Origin of the sequence: Corallococcus sp. CA049B (assembly GCF_003611685.1) — a bacterium.
GTDB lineage: Bacteria > Myxococcota > Myxococcia > Myxococcales > Myxococcaceae > Corallococcus > Corallococcus coralloides.
This window is the reverse complement of the sequence record NZ_RAWC01000045.1, coordinates 25073-44309: the sequence shown is the minus strand read 5'-3', so window position 1 is coordinate 44309 and position 19237 is coordinate 25073. Positions and strand designations below refer to the sequence as shown.

Here is a 19237-nt window from a genome sequence, read left to right as displayed (position 1 = left end):
AAACCGAGGGGTGTCTGCCGATGAACTGGGACCCAGGTCGCATCCGAGTGTCGCAAAAGCGAAGCGGATCAACCGGTTGGCGCACCCGACCGCGCGAACCGGAAAACCCCGGTTCCTGGCACACCGCTCGCATCGGCCGCTGACGCTGTCCGCAACCCCACTTCGCCTTCCCCTGGTTACCGGTCCCTCGTGCTCGCCCCGTCGCCACTCATCTGTTCCTGCGGTCAGCCCCACTCGGACGCGGAGGCGTGTCCCACGCTGATGCGCGGGCTGGACCTCAACGGCGGCACGATTCTCTACGCCGGCACGCCGCCGCCGGGACCCGCGGCGTCGCTGCCCGCTCCGCCCACGCCCATGTCGTCTCCCACGCCCGTGGTGCCTTCCCTCGTGGGCCAGGAGTTCGGCCGCTTCCGCGTCGTGCGCGAGCTGGGCCGCGGCGGCATGGGCACCGTGTTCCTCGCGGAGCACACGCTCATCCAGAAGCGAGTGGCCATCAAGGTGCTCCACGCGCACCTGGCCCAGGCCCCGGATCTCGTCGCGCGCTTCCTCTCCGAAGCCCGCACGCTCACGCTCGTGCAGCACGAGAACGTCGTCACCCTCTACGACCTGGACTCGCGCGACGGGCGCCCGTACCTCGTCATGGAGTACCTGGAGGGTGACAGCCTGGCCAACTTCGCCCGCGGCCCCATGGCCCCGGCGCTGGTGGTGGAGCTGATGGCCCAGGTGTGTGACGCCCTGGGCGCCGCGCACTCGCACGGCATCGTCCACCGCGACCTGAAGCCCGCCAACGTCTTCCTCGTCCCCAGCCCCAGCGGCAAGCAGCGCGTGAAGCTGCTCGACTTCGGCATCGCCAAGCTGCTGTCCCGCCCCGCCGGGGAGATGACCACCGAGGTGGGCGTCCTCCTGGGCACGCCGGAGTTCATGGCCCCCGAGCAGTGCGGCGACGGCATCGTGGACGCGCGCAGCGACCTCTACGCGGCCGGCGTGCTCGCGTACCTGCTGCTCACCGGCCAGGTGCCCTTCTACGGCCGCACCGCCGCCGAAATCCTGGTGGGCCACCTGCAGAAGGAGCCCGTCCCGCCGCACGAATTGAACCCCGCCGTGCCGGAGGCCCTGTCGCGCGTGCTCCTGCGCGCGCTGGCCAAGCGGCCCGAGCACCGCTTCGCCTCCGCCGCGGAGCTGAGGGCGGCCCTGGAGGCGTCGCTCGCGCCGCCGCCCGCGCCCACCGCCCCGCCGCTCACCGCGCTCCTGCGCGGCCAGGGCACGCAGGCCCCCGTGGAGCTCAAGGGCGAGTGGGTGGGCCGCTCCGGCCTCTTCTTCCAGCTGGCCACCCCGCCTCCCGCGCTCCTGTCGGAGGTGTCGCTGGTGCTGCGGCTGCCCGGCGGCGAGCTGCCGTGCACCGCGCAGGTGGTGCGCCACGTCACCGCCGAGCAGGCCCAGGCGTGGAACATGTCCCCGGGCTTCGGCGTGCAGCTGCGCGACGCCAGCCCCGCCTTCCAGGCCCAGCTGGCCCAGCTTCGCAACGCCGCGCGCGCGACGTCCGCGCAGAGCGCCGCCATCCCCACGCCCGAGGACGCGCAGGCGGAAGGGGTCCTCCAGGGGTTCCGCCGGCGGCTCGCCGGGGACCCGTACGCCGTGCTGGAGCTGCCGCGCGACGCCACGCTGGAGTCCGTACGCACCGCGGCCCAGCGCGCTCGCGGGGCGCTGGAGCTGCTCAAGGCCCGCCCGCTGTCGGACAGCCAGCGCGCCCAGGTGGACCGCGCGCTGGAGCGCGTGGCCGGGGCGCTCCACACGCTGGGCCACGTGGAGCGGCGCGTGGAGTACGACGCCACGCTGGGCAACGTGGAGGGCATCGAGCGGTGCCTCGCCGCGGGCCTCACCGCCACCATGCTGGAGCAGTGCCGCCGCCGCTTCCTCGCGGGCAACACCGGCCGCGAGGGCCGCGCCGCCGTCCACCGCCTGTCCGGAGACGCGCTCGCGTCCGTGGGCCGGCTGGAGGAGGCGCTCGCCGCCTATGAGCTGGCGGTCCGCGCGGACCCGCTGGACCTGGAGGGGCTCAAGCGCTGGCGCTTCCTCCGGGCCCGGGTGCGGGGCTCGGCCGCTCCCCGGTAGGGGAGCCGGGCTCGCATCCACCCTGGGGGCGTCTTGCGTATGGGAGAGGAGTCTTCGTTAATCCTCTGCTCTCCCATGCCTTCCGAACCCGACGACAAGCTGCCGCCCCAGGGGCGCTTCAACCGCCTGCGCAAGCTGGCGGGCCTCTCCATGCACGTGGGCTCGGAGGTGCTCAAGACGGGCGCCAGGAAGCTCTCCGGGACCAGCCCCACGGAGCTGCTCAGTCTGGGCACCGCGGAGAAGCTGGTGGCCACGCTGGGGGAGATGAAGGGCGCGGCCATGAAGCTGGGCCAGGCCCTCTCCATGGACCCGGACCTGCTCACGCCGGAGGTGCGGCAGATGATGGCCCGGCTGCAGAACCAGGCCCCCGCCATGTCCTACGCGCAGGTGTCGCGCGTGGTGCAGGAGGAGCTGGGCGCGCCGCCGGAGGCGCTGTTCAAGGAGTTCTCCCCGGACGCGCTCGCCGCCGCTTCTCTGGGCCAGGTGCACCGCGCGGTGCTGCACGACGGCCGCCCCGTCGCCGTGAAGGTGCAGTACCCCGGCATCGACGTGTCCATGGGCCACGACATGGACAACCTGGGCCTCGTCGTGAAGACGGTGTCCAAGACGTCGCGGATGATGGACGGCACCGCCTACTTCCAGGAGCTCCGCGACGAGCTCATGCTGGAATTGGACTACCGCCGCGAGGCGAAGCTCGCGCGGGGCTTCGCGAAGAGCGTGGCGCGGCTGCCGGACCTGTACGTGCCCCAGGTCATCGAGGAGCGCAGCGCCCACCGCGTGCTCACGCTGGAGCTCTTGGAAGGCCAGACGCTCAAGGACTGGGTGACGACGTCGCCGGATGACGCCGCGCGCTTCCGCGTCGCGCGCCAGCTCATCCGCGCCACCTACGGGCCCTTCCTGGACGCGGGCGAAATCCACGCCGACCCGCACCCCGGCAACTTCATGGTGATGCCGGACGGGCGCATGGGCCTGTTGGACTTCGGCTCCATCAAGCGCTTCAGCCCGGGCTTCGTCGCGGCCAACCGCCGCATGTTCCAGCAGGCGCTGCGGCTGGAGACGCTGGACGTGCTGGGCCTGTGCCGCGAGGTGGGCTTCTCCGTGGAGCTGCCGGAGGCGGAGGCGGAGCTGCTGCTGCGTGAGGTGCTCCACATCGCCGGGCGGCCCATGCGCACGGCGCCGTATGACTACGGCACCTGCGACATCAACCGCGACATGCGCAACCACTTCACGCGCAACGCCGCGCGCATGATGCGCATCCGGCCGCCCCCGGAGGCGATGATGTTCTTCCGCGCCACCGGGGGGCTCGCCCAGAACCTGCGCCTCGTGGGCGCGCAGGGCGACTTCCGGCAGGTGTTCCTGGAGGTCGGCGCGCTCGTGGGCGAGTGAGCCCCGTGTGAGCCAGGGGGCGCTACGTGCCGGCGGCGGCGCGCGGGCGCTTGTGCAGCCGCTCCAGCTTGCGCGCCAGGTCCGCGCCCTGCGTGCTCTTGGACAGGTAGCCGTCCGCGCCCGCCGCCAGCGCCAGCGCGCGCAGCTTCGACTCGTCGGAGGCGGAGTAGAGGACGAAGCGGGTGTTCTCCGGCGCCTGCTGCCGGGCCAGCGCGAGCACCTTGTCGCCGCTCAGCGCGGGGATGTTCACGTCCAGGAGCACCAGGTCCGGCGCCGTGGTGCGCACCAGGTTGGACACCCCCAGGGACGAGCGGTGGGTGCGCACCTCGAAGTTGTACGAGGACAACGAGCGCTCCGTCAGCGCGAGCTGGTCCGGGTCATCGTCCACGATGAGGACGCGAATCTTGGTCTCCGACATGGTGGCTCCCCCTGGAACCGACAGTTGGGTGCCCCGGTCGGCAGGATGCCGCCCCAAGGAAGACAGTAGACCCAGGCACATCCCGAGTATGACCCACCCCCCTCCCTTCTGGCCAGCCTCCCTGGAATTTTCTGGAAATTTCCAATTGGAACCACACGCCTCGTCCTGGCGGGTGGGCGGCCCGGAGGCGCGTCCCTAGCCTTGGAGTGAACACGTGACGCGGCAGGTGGGTGTCCGCCCGACCTGGAGGAATCCGATGACATCCCAGAGGAAGGCGGAGGCGCTGGACTCCAGGACGCACGCCCTGGAGGTCCGCGCGGAGGCCCGGCGGCTGGAGTCCCTGGCGGCGCGGGCGCAGGCGGAGGCCTACGACGCGCTCTCCCGGGCCTGTGTGCGGCGGGCCCAGGCGCTGAAGGCCGTGTTCCTGGCGGATCAGTCCGTGGCCAGGCTGGGCGGGAGCGAATACGAGCGGAGCTGGGCCTGGCACGACGGCCAAAGGGCGGAGACCCACGCGGAGTTGATGGAGCGCGAGGCCTCGCTCCACGCGACGCAGGCCCGCCGGGCGGAGGCCGAGGCGGGCCGGGCGGAAGCGGAGGCGCAGGTGTCCTGGCAGAAGGCGCACCTGCCCCCCATCGAGGGGCCCGCCACCCCGCCGCCAGGAGAGGAGGGCGCCTGAGCGCTGGCCAGGCGGCGCTGTCGCGTCCCGTCCCCGGGTCTGCGCGGGACCGGGGCCCTGCCTAGCTTGAGACAGACGCGCCCGACTCCCCTGGCGCGCCGACAGGGAGACGGGCCACGTGCAACGTCACGACATCATCGTCATCGGCGCATCCATGGGGGGCGTGGAGGCACTGACCGCGCTCGCGCGTCAGCTGCCCCGGGACCTGGCCGCCTGCGTGCTGCTGGTGCTGCACGTGCCGGCCCAGCACCGCAGCTACCTGCCAGAAATCCTCTCCCGCTCCGGTCCGCTGCCGGCCCACCATCCCAAGGATGGAGAGCCGCTGTCCCAGGGCCGCATCTACGTGGCGCCCAATGACAGACACCTGCTGGTGGAGCCGGAGCGCGTGAGGGTGCTGAAGGGCCCCAAGGAGAACGGGCACCGCCCGGCGGTGGATCCGCTGTTCCGCTCGGCCGCGAGCACCTACGGCTCGCGCGTGGTGGGCGTGGTGCTGACCGGCGCGCTGGACTGCGGCACCAGTGGACTCATGGCGGTGAAGCGGGAGGGCGGGCTGGCGGTGGTGCAGGACCCGCGCGACGCGCTCTGTCCGGACATGCCCCGGAGCGCGCTGGAGCTCGTGGCGGTGGACCACTGCGTGCCCCTGGAGGCGATGGGCGCGCTGCTGACGCGGCTGGTGACCACGCCCGTCGCGCCGCGCTCGCGCAAGCGGTCGCGGCAGATGGAGACGGAGGTGAAGGCGATGAAGGTGGACATCCCTTCCATGGACGACCCGCCCTCGCCCGTGGAGTACGCGAAGCCGTCGTATTACGGCTGCCCCGACTGCGGCGGCGTGCTCTTCGAGTTGGAGGAGGACGGCCTGCTGCGCTTCCGCTGCCGCACGGGCCATGCGTACACGGCGGAGGCGTTGTCCGGTTCGCAGCAGAACCAGCTGGATGGCGCGATGTGGGCCGCGCTGCGCGCGCTGGAGGAGAACGCGTCCCTGTCACGCCGGCTGGCCGCGCAGGCCCGGGAGCGCAGCCATCACCGCTCCGCGCTGCGCTTCGAGGAGCGCGCCCGCACGGCCGAGGCCCAGGTGTCGCTGCTGCGCCAGGCGGTGCTCGCGGCGTCCCCGCCCGGCGCCGCGTCCCTGGAGGCCAACGTCTCCGACGAGACGGAGCAGACGGGCTGAAGCCGCCGGGGTCAGCGCGCTCCGCCGCGCGCCGGGGTGGGCGCGGCCTTCAGCGCGGGGAAGGTGAGCGTGAACACCGCGCCCCCTTCCGGGCGGTTGGCCGCGGTGAGCGTGCCGCCCGCTTTCGTCACCACGCCGTAGGCCATGGACAGCCCCAGGCCGGTGCCCTTGTCGCCCTTGGTGGTGAAGAAGGGCTTGAAGATGTTCAGCAGGTGCTCCTCCGGGATGCCGGTGCCCTCGTCCTCCACCGTGAGCCGCACCGCCCTGGCGAACCGGAAGGCCTTCACGCGGATGGCGCCGCCCCGGGGCATGGCGTCGCGCGCGTTGATGATCAGGTTGATGATGACGTAGCGCAGCTCCATGGCCGAACCGCACACGTGGGGAAGCCCTTCGGGCAGCTCCACGTCCAGGCGCAGGGGCTGGCCGCCCTGGCGCGCATGGTGCTCGATGCCGCCCCGGACGATGTCCACCGCGTCGCGGACCACGTCCATCAGCTGGACGCGCTCCAGCACGGTGCCGGGCTTGCGGCGGGAGAAGTCCTGGAGCCGGTCCACGCGCGCCTCCGCGTCGGACACGACGCGCGTGAGCGCGTCCAGGTGCTGCTGGCCCTGGCCGGCGGGGTCCACGTCGCGCTGGAGCAGCTCCAGCCGCAGCCGCATGGCGTCCAGCGTGGCGCGCAGGTCATGCGCGATGCCCGCCGCCAGCTCCCCCAGGGCGCGCACCTTCTCGCGCTCCAGCAGGGTGGCGCGCGCGTTCGCCAGCTCCTCCTCGGTGCGCGCCTGTTCGGTGATGTCGCGCGCGAGCACCAGCACCTGCCCCTGCATGTGGCCGGTGACGCGCTCGGCGCGCACCTCCAGCACCCGGGGCTGGGACTCGCGCACCTGCCGGTAGCGGGTGATGCGCGCGCCTTCGGTGAGCGCGAGCACCGCCGCGGCCTCCGCCTGGCCCACGTCGCGCAGGGCCATCCGCTCCGCGCCATCCTCCTCGCGCCGCCAGGGGCCGCGCAGCCGCCCCATCACGTGCCAGCGGCTGTTGGCCAGCACCACGCCGGTGGCCTTCATCACCGCGAGCGCGCTGTCGTTGGTCTCCAACGCCCAGCGCGACAGCTTGAAGGTGATGACCTGGCGCCGGGTGTGCTCCCCCAGCTTGCGCACCAGGGCGGTGTGCTTCTTCATGAGCTCGCGGTACTTGCGCAAGAGCCCCTGGGACTCCCGGACGCTGGGACCCGGGACGGCGGAGGGCGGGGGCTCGCGGCTCGGGCTCATGCCTTGAGCTTCTCCTGCAGGCTCCGGTTCTCCTCCAGGAGCGCGGTGGCCCGGGTGGTGTCCTCGAAGAGGATGATGGAGCCCAGCACGTGCGTGTCGGTGATGAGCGGCGTGGCCACCAGGGTGGCGCTGCCCTTGCCCCCGTGCGGCAACTGGTAGGGGATGCTCTCCAGGCGCAGCGAGCGCTTCTCCTGCAGGTGCCGGCGCAGCTTGAGCAGCAGCGCGCGCTTGAGCGCGGGCACGTGCAGGGACCACAGGAGCTGGCCCACCGTTTCGCGCTCGGTGAGGCCCAGCAGCCGCTCCGCGGCCAGGTTCCAGGTGGTGATGCGGCCGTCGCCGTCCAGCACCAGCACCGCGGCGGACAGGGTGCGGATGATGGTGCGCTGGCAGAAGGTGAGCGCGTCCATCTCCAGCGTGCGGTGCGCCAGCTCGCGGTTGGTGGCGTCCAGCTCCGAGTTGGCGGACTGGAGCTCCTCGTTGGTCGTCTCCAGCTCCTCGTTGGTGGACTGGAGCTCCTCGTTGGTCGTCTGCAGCTCCTCGTTCGCGGACTGGAGCTCCTCGTTGGTGGTCTCCAGCTCCTCGTTGGACGCGCGCAGCTCCTCCGTGGAGGACTGCATGCGCAGCTGCATGGCCTGCAGCTCCTCCTGGGCCGCGCGCAGGTCCTGCTCCACGCCGCGCAGGTGGGAGATGTCGTGGACGATGTACAGCAGGCCCTGCCGGCCTCCCGCCGCCTCGCGCAGGGGCACCACCTGGACGCGCAGGGCGATGGGGTCTGCGTTGGTGACCTCCATCAGCCCGTCGGCCACCTCCCGCTCGGAGTTGCCGGAGCGCACGCGCTGGCTCTGTTCGACGAGCAGGTCGCCGCTGAGGCCGGGCAGGCCCAGCGCGGCCAGCTTCTTGCCCAGCATCTCACCCTCGTTGCGGTTCCACAGCCGGGCCGCCGCGCGGCTCCACAGCGTCACCGTGCCGTCGGTGTCCGTGGCGATGTGCGGACAGGGATGCGAGTCCAGGAGGTTGCGCAGGAAGGACCTCTCGGAGTCCAGGCCGGTTTCGAGGATGCGCGGCAGCGACGAGGGCTCCGGTGGCAGCCGGTCCTGCGTCGTGCTGGTCACCTCCGCCTGGCCGTCCTTGCGGTAGATGCGCCGGGCCAGGTCGATGGGCCGGAAGAGCCGGGCCGCGAAGGGGATGAGCTCCGAGCGGCCCAGCACCATCAGGCCGTTGCGGCGCAGCGCGAACTGGAAGCGCGCCAGCACCCGCTTCTGCAGCTCCGAGTCCAGGTAGATGAAGACGTTGCGGCACAGGATGATGTCGATGCGCGACACCGGCGCGTCCGACACCAGGTTGTTCACGCCGAACACCACCGCGCGGCGGATCTCCTTGCGCACCGTGAAGCTGTTGCCGGTGCGCACGAAGAAGCGCGCCAGCCGCTCCGGTGAGACATTCTCCAGCTGCTCCGGCGAATAGATGCCCCGGCGCGCGGTGGCGATGGCGTCCTCGTCCACGTCCGTGCCGAACACCTTCAGCTCCGCGCCGGGGTAGCCCGGCCCCATCGCCTCCGCGGCGATGATGGCCAGCGAGTACGCCTCCTCGCCGGTGGCGCAGCCCGCGCTCCAGATGCGCAGCTCCGTGTCCGGACGCTGGCGCACGAGCTCCTCCACGCACTTCTCCAGCGCCTGCCAGACCTCCCGGTCCCGGAAGAAGCTCGTGAGCTTGATGAGCATGGAGGAGACCAGCGTGCTCACCTCGGTGGGGTCCCGCTCCAGCAGCGACAGGTAGGCCGTCCGGCTCCGGCAGCGCGTGGCCTGCATCCGCCGCTCGATGCGCCGTTGCAGCGTGGCTCGCTTGTAATTGCGGAAGTCGAAATTCCGCACCTGCCGGACCTTCTCCAGGATGGCTTCGAGCTCGCTGTCTCGTGGAGGCTTGGTCGCCATGCGACAGGACGTAACCCAGCGGAGGTGAAACGGGCAAGACCGGTATCCCTCTCTCGGAGAAACACTGTCGGCCATACTCGTCGTCCGGGTCTCTGACGACAAAGCGTTCGCTGGCCCTCTTCTTCGCCACCCTCATGCGGGGAGTGGTTTCACAGGGGGCGGCGGGATGACATAGGGTGGATGACCCTTCCCAGGGGGTGATGACCAGACGATGGGAAGGCGAGGGTGTCATCCATGGAATTGAACTCAACGGGGCGGGAGATCCGCGTCGCACTGCTGGAAGATCAGCAGGTGTTCCGCGAGAGCCTGGTGGCCCTGCTCGAAAGCGCGGGCATGAAGGTGGTGGCCCGGTGCGCGGAAACGAGCTCGTTCCTGTCCAACGTGCGCGCGGCCGCGCCGGACGTGGCGGTGGTGGACCTGCGGTTGGAGCACGTGGGCCGCGAGGGCGCGGAGGACGGATTGAACGCGCTGAAGTACCTGCATGACTTCCATCCGCAGGTGCGCGCGCTGGTGCTGTCCGGGCACCGGGAGCCGGACGTGGTGGAGCGCTGCTTCCAGGCGGGAGCGGCGGGCTACCTGTGCAAGCTGAACGTGGGCGTCGATGACGTGGTGCGGGCCGTGGGCCGCGTGGCCCGGGGCGAGCGGCTGCTGCCCGTGGAGATGCTCCAGGCCAGCTCCATGCACCTGGACGACCTGGAGATGCCGGCCTCCGCGCTGTCGCGGCTGACGCTGCGCGAGCGCGAGGTGCTGGGCTACGTGGCGGCCGGCGCGGACAACCTGAAGATCGCCGCGCACCTGGGCATCACCGAGCGCACGGTGAAGGCCCACCTGACGAGCATCTACCGCAAGCTGGGGCCGGAGAACCGCGCCCAGCTCGCGGTGCTGGCGTGCGAGCTGGGCGTGACCCGTCCCGTGCTGGCCTGAGGCCCTCGCCTCAAGGCGGCGCGGCTTCCTCCGCGCCGTCTTCCAGCGCCTCCCGGGGGTCGCCCAGGTGCTGGAGGAACCACTCCCCGGCGAGCTCGGCCACCTGCTCCAGCTCCGAGTCCTCCTGGAAGTGGTGGGTGGCGCCCGGGATGATGTCCATGCGCTTGTCGGCGCGGAGCGCCTCGTAGGCCCGGCGGTTGATGTCCAGGCCCAGCGTGTCCGCGCCGCCCACCAGCAGCAGGGTGGGGGCCTGCACCTTGGGCAGCACCGCGCCGGCCAGGTCCGGACGGCCGCCACGCGACACGACGGCCTCCACCTGATCAGGCCGGAAGGCCGCGGCCGACAGCGCCGCGCCCGCGCCGGTGTGCGCGCCGAAGTAGCCCACGTTCAGGCCCGCGGTGGGGCCCTCGCGCCGGAGCCAACGGGCCGCGCCCGCCATGCGCATGCCCAGCAGGCCCACGTTGAAGCGCAGCTGCCGCGTCCTGCGCTCCTCCATCTCCTCGCGGGTGAGCAGGTCCATCAACAAGGTGCCCAGCCCCATCGCCTGGAACAGGCGCGCGGTCTGCGCGAGCCGTGGACTCTGGAGGCTGCTGTCGCTGCCGCGCGCCAGCACCACCACGCCCCGGGCCCCCGAGGGCACCGCCAGCCGCCCCCGGACGAGGACGGCGTCATCCACCGGCACCATCACCTCGCGCTCCAGATGCGTGCGCGCCGCCGGTCTGCCACCACGTCGCGCCTCTGACTCCCGCGCTTCTTCCCACCCGTGGTGCTGCCCTACCGCATTCAACCCCGTTCGTGACCGGGGACCTGTCATACAGGCTCCTCCCGTCTGCGTGTGGCTGGTTACCGCGTCTGGCTGAGACACAGTCTGACCATGGCCCCTCCCGTTGTGACCTGCCGGAGGGGGCCAGATGTCCAGCGTAGGACAGGGCCCGCGGGACATGCGAGGACGCCCCGGGGAGGGCGCCCTCCTTCGCATGCCTCCCCGGATGGGTGGGGAGGCGGCTTCAGGGCCTCAAGGTTTCGTGGCCACCACCAGCTCGAAGGGGCCGGGGAGCACGTGCGCGTGCGTGAAGCCCGCGGCGGTGAGCGCCTCCAGGTAGAACTCCACCTCGCGCAGCCGGCTCACGCACGTGTCCACGCCGATGAGGAAGTAGGACCAGAAGAACTGGGCCGCCAGCCGCTCCGGGGTGCGGAACTCCTCGCAGATGAGCACGCGTCCGCCGGAGGGCAGGGCGGCGAAGGCGGCCTGCATCAGCGACCGCGCCACCTCCGCGGGCCAGTCATGCAGCACGCGCACGAACGACAGCGCGTCGTAGCCCCGGGGCAGCGGCTCCTTCAGGAAGTCGCCGCCCACGAAGCCCAGCCGCTTGTCGGACAGGCCCGCGCGCTCGCGCGTGCGCGCGACGAGGGCCTCCGTGGCGGGCAGGTTGTAGACGTCCACGGCGAGCGACGGGTGCTGACGCAGCAGGGCTTCCGCGAGCGTGCCGTCTCCGCCGCCCACGTCGAGCAGCCGGGACTCGGAAGGCCACAGGGTGCCCGCGTGCGCGCGGAACGTCTCCAGGATGGGGCCCAGGCCCGCGGCCATGCTGGCCTCGAAGCCCTCCACCTGTTCGGGCGTGCGCGGAGGCCAGTCGAACGACGTGGCGGACATGGAGTGCTGGCCGCGCAGCGTCTCCGGCAGCCGGCCGTGCAGCGCCTTCCAGTCGTACTTCTCCCGGTCGCGCTCCAGTGACTTCGGCCCCAGCACGGCCTCGGCCGCGGCGCGCAGGCCGGGGACGCCGCGGTATCGCGCCGCCTCCAGCGCGTCGCTGGGCTGCTCGCGCTGCACCAGGCCCAGGCTCTCCAGGCAGTCGAGGAACTTGTAGAGCCGCTTGGGGACGAGGCCGTGTTCCGCGGAAAGCTCTCCCAGCGTCACCGGGCCGGGCTCCAGCGCGTCCAGCAGGCCCAGGCTCAGGGCCGTCTCCACGACGTCCAGCGCGCGGGCGCCGTTGAACAGCAGGTGCAGGAGGGCGCGCGGCGACGGCGCCTCGCGGGTGAAGGGAGGCATGCTCATGCGACTTCCTTGCGCTGCTCTTCGAGGAGCGCGTCCATGAAGGCGTCCACTTCCTCGGGCGTGTTGTAGAAGTGCGGAGCAGCGCGCAGGAAGCCCCGGTGGCTGCAGATGAAGCCGCGCGCCACCAGCCGCGCTGTCACCCGGGCGTCGCCGGGGAAGCTCAGCGCCACCACGCCGCCGCGCTGGTGCGGCTCGCGCGGCGTCACCACGCGCAGGCCCGCGGCGTCCGCGCGGGCCATCAGCCGGCCGGTGAGCTTCAGCGAGTGCTCGCGCACGGTCTGGATGCCCACGCCCTTGAGCAGCTCCAGGCCGGGCCGGGACAGCAGCACCATGAGGGGCGCGGGCGTGCCGCCCATCATCCGGCGCGCGTCCGGCGCGTAGTCCGTCGTCTGCTGGAAGCCGAGCGGGGACGCGCCGGCCAGCCAGCCGGTGACCGCCGGCCGGAGCGTGGGCAGCAGCCCCGGGCGCACGTACAGGAAGGCGGCCTCGGAGCCGCCCAGCCACTTGTGCGCGCCGCCCATGAGGAAGTCCACGTCCAGCGCTCGCACGTCCACGGGGACGGTGCCCACGGTCTGGTACGCGTCCGTGGCGATGAGCGCCCCGGCCGCGTGCGCCGCCCTGGCGATGCGCGCGACGTCCAGCACGGCGCCGGTGGCGAAGGCGCCGTGCGCGACGCAGACGATGCGCGTGCGCTCGTCGATGGCCGCCTCCAGCGCGGCTTCGTCCACGCGGCCGTCCTTCGACGGGACGACGACCAGCTCCGCCCCGTAGCGCGCGAAGCCCTTCCAGATGAAGGGCACGGTGGGGAACTCCAGGTCGGTGATGACGACGCGGCGGCGCTCTCCGGTGAACTCCAGGCACGAGGCCAGGCGCGACAGGTGCGCGCTCAGGTTGATGTCCAGCGCGACGGAGCCGGCCGGCGCGCCGATGAGCTCCGCCACCCCGTCAGCGTACGCCTGCATCTGGGACAGCCAGGTGTCCCAGGTGTCATCGCGCCACGCGCGCATCGTGTTCCAGTACTGCGCCAGCACGCCCTCCACGGCCCGGGGCAGCGCCCCGGTGGAGTTGCTGTTGAGGTACGTGCAGGTCTGGAGCAGCGGGTACTCCGCGCGCAGGGCTCCCGGGAGTGCCGCCACGGTCACGACTGGCTCCGCAGCTCCTGTGCGTGGGCGTACGCCGAGACATGGGCGGCGTGCGAATGCGCGTGAGGCCCGTGAGGTGCCGCATGCGGCCCGTGCGCCACCGGCGCGGGAGCCGCCGCCGCATGGGGCGCGTGCGGAGCGTGGGCCACCGGCGTGTGCACCGCGTGCGGAGCATGGGCCGCCGCGTGGGGCGCGGGCGCGTGCGGAGCGTGGGCCACCGGCGCGTGCGGAGCATGGGCCGCCGCATGGGGCGCGGGCGGAGCGTGGGCCACCGGCGCGTGCGGAGCATGGGCCACCGCGTGCGGAGCGTGTGAAACCGGAGCCGGCTGGGCGTGGGCGGCCGGAGCATGGGCCACCGCGTGCGGAGCGTGTGAGGCCGGAGCATGGGCCACCGGCGCGTGGACCGCCGCCGAGTGCTGCGCGTGCATCGGGCAGCCGCCGCCAGTGCGCGCCTCATGCGCATGGGCCGGGGCCGCGTGCGCCGCCACATGCGCGTGCGCCGCCTGGGCCACCGGCGCGTGCACCGCCTGCGCCTGGGCCACCGGCGCGTGCACCGCCGTGTCCTTCATCGCGTTGATGGCGGCCATCGGGCAGCCGCCGCCGGTGCGCGACTCACCCGGCGTGTAGCCACCCTCGCGCTTCCAGCCCGCGGTCAGCTCCACGCGCACGTCCCACAGCGCGCGGAACAGCGGCAGCGTCATGCGCGCCTGCAGCACCTGCGACGGCAGCCCGTCCAGCGCCTTCACCGTGCGGTCGATGCCAATCGTCCGGCGCACCAGCTGGTAGTGCGCGTACAGCCACCCCTGGAAGCTCTCATCCACCGTCACCAGCTGCTCGCAGACGTGCTGCAGGTCCTTCGGCCCCCCAGCCGAATAGACCTGGAACAGCGTCAGCCCGCGACGCGCCAGCATGCGCTCCATGGCGGACTCCAGCCCGTCCGCCGCGTGGCGCAAGGTGTTGTAGCCCGGCGACTCCTGGCCGCTGCCGTTGCCCAGGCTGCGGCGGATGACCTGGTACTCGGCCGGGGTCATCGTCTCCAGGATGGCCATCTCCGCGCTGATGCCGGCGATGATCTTCTGCACGCGCGCCAGCCGGGCCACCACCGCCCACAGCGCGTCGCGGTCCATCTCCGCCACCACCTCCACCATCTCCCGCGACGCCAGCTTCAGGTACAGCTCCTGGGACTGGTGGACGATCTGGAACATCAGCTCGTCATGCGAGACCAGCTCCCCTTCCGGCGACTGCAGCGACAGCAGGGTGTCCGTGTGCAGGTAGCGCTCGTAGTCCAGCTCGCCCTTGCCCACCCACTTCTTCAACATCACGTTGAACAGGGGTTGAGTCAGCTCCTGCTTCAGCTTTTCTGCGTGGCTGTAATCAGTCGACGTATGCAAGGTGCCTCCGGGGGGACGCAGGCAGTACATGGTGGGTGAGGCGCGCCCCAGTCAGGAGGAACAGTGAGCGCGTAAATCTCTAGAAGCGACTACCTTACAGCCCTTTTAGTGAACTTCAAGTCATACAGGGCATGCGGGTTATCGATTTTTGAGATTCCCATCCGTCCGGAGTACGGGGTGGCCCGAGGGGTCGGGCTCACCCAGGGGGTGGGTCAGCTCTCAACCGGTGAGGGATTCCGGTTGGGCGACGCCGGGCGAGGCTTGAGGCGCATGGCGTTGAGCTTCTGCGCCAATTCCGCGCCCTGGACGCTCTTGGAGATGTAGCCGTCCGCGCCGGAGGCGATGGCCAGCGAGCGCAGCTTGGCCTCATCCGAGGCGGAGTAGAGGATGAAGCGGGTGCCGGGGGGCGCGTACTGGCGCGCCAGGCCCACCACCTTGTCCCCCTTGAGGGCGGGGAAGTTGACGTCGATGAGCACGAAGTCCGGCTCGGAGGCGCGCACGATGTTGGACACGCCCAGCGCGGACGTGTGGGTCTGCACATCGAACCCGTACGCGCTCAGCGAGCGCTGCACGAGGTCGAGCAGGTCCGGATCGTCGTCCACGACGAGGACGCGCGGTTTTGCTTCAGCCATGGCTTCTCCCTAGGTACTGACGAATCGTCTCGATGAGCTGATCGCGGTCCAGGGGCTTGGTCATATAGGCCGTGCAGCCGGCCGCCTGCGCCTTGTCCTGGTACTCGCGACCCGCGTGCGCCGTCACGGCGATGACGGGCACGTTCTGCCCATCCGGCAACGCGCGGAGCCTGCGGGTGACTTCCCAGCCGTCGAGCCGCGGCAGGGACAGGTCCATGAGGATGAGGTCCGGCGCGTCGTTGCGGGCCCGCTCCAGCCCCTGCTCGCCGTCCTCCGCCTCGATGAGGTCATACAGTCCGCCCAGGTATCTGCGGACGATGTCGCGGTTCTGCTCGCTGTCCTCCACGTACAGCACGCGAGGCAGCTTCCCCGCGGACGCCGCCCGCTGGGTCATCAAGAGGCCCTTGGCCTGCGCGATGACGTCCTCCAGCGCGTGGCCGCCCTTGCGCACGAAGCCCGCGAAGCCGTCGCGCAGGAGCGCCTCTTCCTCGTTGGACAGCGTCTTGCCGGTGAGCACCACCACCGGCACGGACAGCTTCTCCGCGCGCAGCCGGCGCAGCACCTCGAAGCCGTCCAGGTTCGGCATCATCAGGTCCAGCACCACCAGCGACGGCGGCGACACGCGCGCCTTGAGCAGCGCGTCCTCGCCGTTGCGCGCCTCGTTGGTGGAGAAGCCCGCGCGGCGCAGGTTGCGGCTGACCAGCTCGCGCGTGGCCGCGTCGTCGTCCACCACCAGCACGTCGCCCGTGGCGGCGGAGGCGCCCGCGGACGCCAGGCTCTTCTGCACCACGTCCACCAGGCGCTCCGGCTCCACCGGCTTCACCAGGTACTCGCACGCCCCCAGGCTGAAGCCGCGGGCGCGCTGCTCCTCCACCGATACCAAGATGACCGGGATGGCCGCCAGCGCCGGGTCGCTCTTCAGCTGGCTCAGCACGGACCAGCCGTCCATGCGCGGCAGGTGGATGTCCAGCAGGATGGCCTGCGGCTTCACCTCGCGGGCCAGCTTCAGCGCGGCGATGCCGTCATTGGCCGTCACCACCCGGAAGCCCGCGGGCTCCAGCTGGCCGGTGACGAGCTGCTGGATGAGCACGTCGTCATCCACCACCATCACCGTGCTGCCCGGCCGCGCCATGGGCGCCAGCTTCTGGGCCACGTCGTGGAAGGGGACCAGGCGCTCCGTGGCGTGCGGGCTGTCCGCGCCCACCGTGGTCGCCAGCACGTCCGGCAGCCGCACCGTGAAGGTGGAGCCGCGGCCCAGCGTGCTCTTCACGTCCACCGTGCCGCCCAGCACGCGGGTGAGCTCGCGCACGATGGCGAGCCCCAGCCCCGTGCCGCCCACCTTGCGCGTGGTGGTGCCGTCCACCTGGCGGAACTTCTCGAAGATGAAGGGGAGCTGATCCGACGGGATGCCCACGCCGGTGTCCTCCACCGTCATCAAGAGCTCGCCGCTGCCCGCGGGCACCACCGTGAGCGCCACCTCGCCCGTGTCCGTGAACTTGGCCGCGTTGCTCAAGAGGTTGAGCATGATCTGCCGCAGCTTCAGCGCGTCGGTGCGGATCTCCTTCGCGTCGTCGTCCACGTTCACCGTGAGGGCCACGTCCTTGCCCTTGAGGTACTCCTTCACGGTGGCCATGCACTCGTCGGCCAGCTCCTGCACGTCCACCGGCTCGGTGACGACCTCCACGCGGCCCGCTTCGATCTTGGACAGGTCCAGGATGTCGTTGATGAGCGCCAGGAGCGTCTTGGCGTTCGTCTTTACCACGTTGAGGTCGCGCCGGCCGTGCGGCGTCAGGCGGCTGCCCTCCTCGCGCATCAGCAGGTCGCAGTAGCCGATGATGCCGTTGAGCGGCGTGCGGATTTCGTGGCTGAAGTTCGCCAGGAACTCGCTCTTGAGGCGCACGGCGCCTTCCGCCTCGCGGGCGCGCTCTTCTTCATTGCGCTTGGCCACGGAGAGCTCCTGGGCCAGCCGGTCCAGGTCCTCGTTCTGCTGGCGGATGATCTCCATCTGGAGCGCGCGCTGCTGGTAGCTCGCCAGGGAGCGGGCGGACACCGCGCGCGTCTTCTTGATCTCCTCCAGGCTGGCGGCCAGCTGCTTGTTGGCGGCCTCCAGCTCATCGCGGGAGGCGCGCAGGGCCTCCTCGTTCTGCTTGCGGTCGGAGATGTCCTCCGTGACGCCCATCACGAAGCGCGCGACGTTCTGGTCATCCAGGAGCGGAATCTTGCGCGTGGCGAAGATGCGGTCCACGCCGTCTGCGCGGGCCACCTCCTCGAACGTCTTCATCTTGCGCGTCTCGAGGATCTCCGTGTCGATGGCGATGAACGAGTCCGCCTGTTCCTTGGGGAAGTAGTCGTGGTCCAGCTTCCCCAGCAGCCACTCCTTGGTGACCTTGAAGGCGTCCGCGAACGTCTTGTTCACCACCACCAGCCGGCGCGTCTCCGCGTCCTTCACGAACAGCACGAAGGGCAGCGCGTCGATGATGTTGCTGAGCAGGTAGTTGGTGCGCTTGAGCTCCACGCCCGTCATCTGGTGCTGGGCGCGCTCGGCGTGCAGGCGCAGCTCGCGCGCCACCACGAAGGGCAGGTGGCCGTAGCGGTCCTCGCTGACGTAGTCGCGCGCGCCGGCGCGCATGACGGCGGCCAGCGTGTCCGCGCTCCAGGTGGGCGCGCTCACCACGAAGGCCGTCTCCCGGCCGCGCTTCACCCACGCGGCCTGGACGTCCTCCCAGCTCATGCCCGGCAGCTCGGACCCCACCAGCACCAGGGCCCAGGGGCGCTCCAGCGCCTGCTCCAGGGCTTCCCGCGTACCAACGGGCTCCAGCGTGAGCATGGAGAGGATGTCCTCCTTCTCCAGCGCGTCGCGCATGGCGCGCGTCTCACGCTCGCTGCCCACCAGGAGCAGCGACAGGGTGTAACCAAGAGGCGCCTCGGCGTGGGCCGCGTCGAACGGGTGCTGGGCCATGGTCTGGGGACTCAGTTGGAGCCGAACGCGAGCACGGTCAGCGTGGTGTTGATGTGGAAGCCCGAGTAGATCTCGAATTGCACGTTCATCCCCGCGGCGGAGGGTGCAAGCTTCAGGGATTCGGAGAGCTTCGGCAGCTGACCCTGGGCCTGCGCGTACCACAGGCGTCCGCTGCAGTGGAACAGGAGGGCGGCCTGGGGGTTCTGTACCCGCCTGGGCAGCTCCTCCTGGAAGAAGTCCCGCGTCATGCCCGCCAGGTCGCCGGCCTTCATCAGGTCCAGCTCGCTGCCCTCCTCCAGGAGGTTGGCGAACAGGATGGAGCCGTCCTCCAGGGGGCGCCACGCGGCGCGGATGAAGTACTCGCGGCCCACCTTGAGCGCGGTGGGGCGCAGCGCGAAGCCACCCGGCCGGCCGAACTCCAGGTCCGCGATGTTCTCCACGCCCAGGATGTCCGCGTAGCGCCGGGCGGCGGGCTGGCCGTCGATCTCCAGGGCGCGCGTGTGCGTCTCATCCACCTTGGTGATGGTCATGCGCTCGCCGGTGGGCACGTACCAGTGCGAGCGCAGCGCCGCCCAGGGCGCGTTCGTCTTGAACAGGGCCACCAGCACGCCGTCGCCGGCGACCTCTCCGTCCACGTGGATGAGGGCGGACTGGCGCGCGGGGTCCGTCTCCGCATCGCTGGCGCCGCCGCCCACGAGCACCAGGGTCTGGTTCTTCTCCAGGATGCCCAGCAGCAGCTCTTCCTTCTTGTAACGGAAGCCGTCGTCAATCACGAGGCCCACGTACCGGCGCGCGTCCAGGTCCTGCTGGCGCACCCCCAGCTCCTCGCACGCGCGCTTGATGGCCTGCGCGCCCGCGGCGATGGCGTCCCCGGTGAGGCCGCTCCCCAGGCCCAGGCCCACCTCGAAGTCGCCGGAGAGCGCGCCCAGCACCACGCTGTTCTCGTGGATGCCGTTGTTGTCCAGCTCCCCGGCGGTGGTGGCGCCCACCAGCCGGGTGTCCTTGGGCAGCCGCTCGCGCAGCGCGCGGTTGAGCGCGCGCTGGTCACGCTGGCGGGCCGCGAACAGCGTCACCAGCTTCGGCGGCGGGCCGTGCAGCTGGCGCAGGAGGTCCTCGGCGACGGCGACCGGATCCGTGAGGGTGGAACGAGCCGTCTGCATCTTCACGTGCGCCATGA

Annotated in this window: 15 protein-coding genes; 5 read left to right on the top strand and 10 right to left on the bottom strand. The window is 71.4% G+C overall.

Annotated elements, in window-relative coordinates; all coding sequences use genetic code 11:
- The first annotated feature begins 261 nt into the window (after positions 1-261).
- Positions 262-2112 (top strand): serine/threonine-protein kinase, encoded by a 1851-nt coding sequence (locus D7W82_RS13315; RefSeq protein ID WP_233587489.1) that lies wholly within the window; start codon positions 262-264, stop codon positions 2110-2112.
- A gap of 75 nt (positions 2113-2187) precedes the next feature.
- A complete protein-coding gene (locus D7W82_RS13310; protein ID WP_120618709.1) occupies positions 2188-3498 on the top strand; it encodes an AarF/ABC1/UbiB kinase family protein in 1311 nt (436 codons plus the stop codon).
- 22 nt (positions 3499-3520) lie between these two features.
- On the opposite strand, the gene D7W82_RS13305 is transcribed toward D7W82_RS13310, so the two are convergent.
- Complete coding sequence (locus tag D7W82_RS13305) at positions 3521-3916, bottom strand: response regulator (RefSeq protein ID WP_120618708.1); 396 nt, start codon at positions 3914-3916, stop codon at positions 3521-3523.
- Between the two features lie 256 nt (positions 3917-4172).
- Between D7W82_RS13305 and D7W82_RS13300 the strand changes: the two genes are divergently transcribed.
- Both D7W82_RS13300 and D7W82_RS13295 read left to right on the top strand, forming a co-directional pair.
- Positions 4173-4592, top strand: coding sequence for a hypothetical protein (locus D7W82_RS13300; protein ID WP_120618707.1), 420 nt, complete (start codon positions 4173-4175; stop codon positions 4590-4592).
- A gap of 118 nt (positions 4593-4710) precedes the next feature.
- Positions 4711-5760: a chemotaxis protein CheB gene (locus D7W82_RS13295; RefSeq protein ID WP_120618706.1), complete on the top strand. Its 1050-nt coding sequence runs from the start codon at positions 4711-4713 to the stop codon at positions 5758-5760.
- 11 nt (positions 5761-5771) lie between these two features.
- On the opposite strand, the gene D7W82_RS13290 is transcribed toward D7W82_RS13295, so the two are convergent.
- Positions 5772-7025 (bottom strand): sensor histidine kinase, encoded by a 1254-nt coding sequence (locus D7W82_RS13290; protein ID WP_120618705.1) that lies wholly within the window; start codon positions 7023-7025, stop codon positions 5772-5774.
- Positions 7022-8956 carry a CheR family methyltransferase gene (locus tag D7W82_RS13285; protein ID WP_120618704.1) on the bottom strand — a complete coding sequence of 645 codons (1935 nt, stop codon included), beginning with the start codon at positions 8954-8956 and terminating at the stop codon, positions 7022-7024. Before D7W82_RS13285 ends, D7W82_RS13290 begins: the two co-directional genes overlap by 4 nt.
- Before the next feature lie 234 nt (positions 8957-9190).
- Between D7W82_RS13285 and D7W82_RS13280 the strand changes: the two genes are divergently transcribed.
- The gene (locus D7W82_RS13280) at positions 9191-9880 is read left to right on the top strand and encodes a response regulator transcription factor (RefSeq protein ID WP_120618703.1); all 690 of its coding nucleotides are present in this window, start codon (positions 9191-9193) and stop codon (positions 9878-9880) included.
- A gap of 10 nt (positions 9881-9890) precedes the next feature.
- Here D7W82_RS13280 and D7W82_RS13275 read toward each other — a convergent pair whose 3' ends face one another.
- From D7W82_RS13275 to D7W82_RS13245, 7 genes are all read right to left on the bottom strand, one after another.
- The gene (locus tag D7W82_RS13275) at positions 9891-10565 is read right to left on the bottom strand and encodes a dienelactone hydrolase family protein (RefSeq protein WP_014393462.1); all 675 of its coding nucleotides are present in this window, start codon (positions 10563-10565) and stop codon (positions 9891-9893) included.
- A 330-nt stretch (positions 10566-10895) separates the two neighbouring features.
- Positions 10896-11936 (bottom strand): methyltransferase, encoded by a 1041-nt coding sequence (locus D7W82_RS13270; RefSeq protein ID WP_120618701.1) that lies wholly within the window; start codon positions 11934-11936, stop codon positions 10896-10898.
- Entirely contained in the window at positions 11933-13072 is a 1140-nt protein-coding gene (locus tag D7W82_RS13265) for an aminotransferase class V-fold PLP-dependent enzyme (protein WP_233587481.1), read from the bottom strand. Before D7W82_RS13265 ends, D7W82_RS13270 begins: the two co-directional genes overlap by 4 nt.
- A 2-nt stretch (positions 13073-13074) precedes the next feature.
- Positions 13075-14469, bottom strand: coding sequence for a tryptophan 2,3-dioxygenase family protein (locus tag D7W82_RS40935; RefSeq protein WP_199727743.1), 1395 nt, complete (start codon positions 14467-14469; stop codon positions 13075-13077).
- A 212-nt stretch (positions 14470-14681) separates the two neighbouring features.
- Entirely contained in the window at positions 14682-15101 is a 420-nt protein-coding gene (locus D7W82_RS13255) for a response regulator (protein WP_014393466.1), read from the bottom strand.
- Complete coding sequence (locus D7W82_RS13250; protein ID WP_120618699.1) at positions 15094-18060, bottom strand: response regulator; 2967 nt, start codon at positions 18058-18060, stop codon at positions 15094-15096. Before D7W82_RS13250 ends, D7W82_RS13255 begins: the two co-directional genes overlap by 8 nt.
- 11 nt (positions 18061-18071) lie before the next feature.
- Positions 18072-19235, bottom strand: a complete 1164-nt coding sequence (locus D7W82_RS13245; protein WP_120618698.1) for an FIST signal transduction protein — start codon at positions 19233-19235, stop codon at positions 18072-18074.
- Positions 19236-19237 lie beyond the last annotated feature (2 nt).

Coding starts and splice junctions, on each gene's coding strand:
- D7W82_RS13245 (WP_120618698.1), bottom strand. CDS start 19,235: ATGGCGCACGTGAAGATGCAGACGGCTCGTTCCACCCTCACGGATCCG.
- D7W82_RS13280 (WP_120618703.1), top strand. CDS start 9,191: ATGGAATTGAACTCAACGGGGCGGGAGATCCGCGTCGCACTGCTGGAA.
- D7W82_RS13285 (WP_120618704.1), bottom strand. CDS start 8,956: ATGGCGACCAAGCCTCCACGAGACAGCGAGCTCGAAGCCATCCTGGAG.
- D7W82_RS13300 (WP_120618707.1), top strand. CDS start 4,173: ATGACATCCCAGAGGAAGGCGGAGGCGCTGGACTCCAGGACGCACGCC.
- D7W82_RS13275 (WP_014393462.1), bottom strand. CDS start 10,565: ATGGTGCCGGTGGATGACGCCGTCCTCGTCCGGGGGCGGCTGGCGGTG.
- D7W82_RS13310 (WP_120618709.1), top strand. CDS start 2,188: ATGCCTTCCGAACCCGACGACAAGCTGCCGCCCCAGGGGCGCTTCAAC.
- D7W82_RS13290 (WP_120618705.1), bottom strand. CDS start 7,025: ATGAGCCCGAGCCGCGAGCCCCCGCCCTCCGCCGTCCCGGGTCCCAGC.
- D7W82_RS13250 (WP_120618699.1), bottom strand. CDS start 18,060: ATGGCCCAGCACCCGTTCGACGCGGCCCACGCCGAGGCGCCTCTTGGT.
- D7W82_RS13270 (WP_120618701.1), bottom strand. CDS start 11,936: ATGAGCATGCCTCCCTTCACCCGCGAGGCGCCGTCGCCGCGCGCCCTC.
- D7W82_RS13305 (WP_120618708.1), bottom strand. CDS start 3,916: ATGTCGGAGACCAAGATTCGCGTCCTCATCGTGGACGATGACCCGGAC.
- D7W82_RS13315 (WP_233587489.1), top strand. CDS start 262: ATGCGCGGGCTGGACCTCAACGGCGGCACGATTCTCTACGCCGGCACG.
- D7W82_RS13255 (WP_014393466.1), bottom strand. CDS start 15,101: ATGGCTGAAGCAAAACCGCGCGTCCTCGTCGTGGACGACGATCCGGAC.